Source organism: Saccharomonospora saliphila YIM 90502 (genome assembly GCF_000383795.1).
In the GTDB taxonomy this organism is placed as follows: domain Bacteria; phylum Actinomycetota; class Actinomycetes; order Mycobacteriales; family Pseudonocardiaceae; genus Saccharomonospora; species Saccharomonospora saliphila.
Window position 1 is genome coordinate 44,348 of sequence record NZ_KB912687.1, and the last position, 1,429, is coordinate 45,776.

General features: G+C 69.8%; 1 protein-coding gene. It reads left to right on the plus strand.

Annotated elements, in window-relative coordinates; all coding sequences use genetic code 11:
• The first annotated feature begins 97 nt into the window (after positions 1-97).
• On the plus strand, positions 98-1,051 hold the full coding sequence (corA, locus tag SACSA_RS0114410) for a magnesium/cobalt transporter CorA (protein WP_083940260.1): 954 nt from the start codon (positions 98-100) through the stop codon (positions 1,049-1,051).
• Positions 1,052-1,429: the final 378 nt, after the last annotated feature.

The following is a 1,429-nucleotide window of genomic DNA, read 5'->3' on the forward strand; positions in this document are numbered from 1 at the left end:
CCGGGCCGCCAACCGCAACGGCCGCGGCGCCCGCCGCGCGGCGCCGGCTCCCGCTGCCTACGTCGTCGACTGCGGTGTCTACGTCGACGGTGCCCGCCTGCCCGGCCACTGGAGCCACACCGAGGCCATTCAGGAAGTGCGTGAGCGGGGCGAGGGCTTCGTCTGGATCGGTCTGCACGAGCCGAACCAGGAACAGATCCAGGGCATCGCCGAGACCTTCGGACTGCACGAGCTGGCCGTCGAGGACGCCGTGCACGCGCACCAGCGGCCCAAGCTGGAACGCTACGACGACACGCTGTTCATGGTCTTTCGCACCGTGCGCTACGTCGAGCACGACTCCCCCACCACGGCCAACGAGATCGTCGAGTCCGGCGAGCTGATGGCCTTCCTCGGCGCCGACTTCGTCATCACCGTGCGGCACGGCAACCACGCGGGCCTCGCGCATCTGCGTCGTGAGCTCGACGCCGACCCGGAGCGCATGGCCGCGGGCCCCGCATCGGTGCTGCACGCCATCGCCGACCACGTCGTCGACCACTTCCTCACCGTCACCGAACGCATCGAGGACGACATCGACGCGATGGAGACCGAGGTGTTCGCCCCGAGGACGCGGGTGACCTCGGAGCAGATCTACCTGTTCAAGCGCGAGGTGCTCGAACTCCGGCGGGCGGTGCTGCCGCTGGCGACCCCGCTGCGCAGGCTCGCGGAAGGCTACACCCGGCTGGTCCCCGACGACGTCCGCTCGTACTTCCGCAACGTCCACGACCACGTGACCACGGTGGCCGACCGGGTCGCGGCGTTCGACGAACTGCTGACCACGCTCGTCGACGCCACCCTCGGCAAGATCACGCTCCAGCTCAACTCCGACATGCGCAAGATCACGGCGTGGGCGGCGATCATCGCCGTGCCCACCGCGCTCGCCGGGATCTACGGCATGAACTTCGACTACATGCCGGAACTGCAACTGCGCTACGGCTACCCGATGATCATCGGGATCATCCTGCTCATCTGCCTGACGCTCTACCGGGTCTTCCGCAAGAAGAACTGGCTCTAGCACCCGCGCGAGGCGCACCGCCTCGGTCCCGGGACGAGCACACCGACCGAAGACGGGCGCGGGTGGCCACCGGCCACTCCAGCCCGCCCTCCGAACCGCGAGGAGGAGTGACGTCATGCCCCGCCTGCTGACCAACCTGAAGTTCTGGGCGTTGACCGCGGCGCTGGCCTGGATCGTCGCCGTGACGGTCGCCATCGCCGTGGCACCGGAGTTCGCCCTCGGCGCGCGATAATGAATTCGCGGTCGGCGCGCGATACTGGAGTGGTGCCTGCCGACGACGGAACGCACCCGGACGACGCGGCCGTGGACCGCGCCGCGCCGCAGGCGGTCGTGCCGGGCCGTACGCGTGACCGCCCCGGCCCCCAGGACGACGCCCCG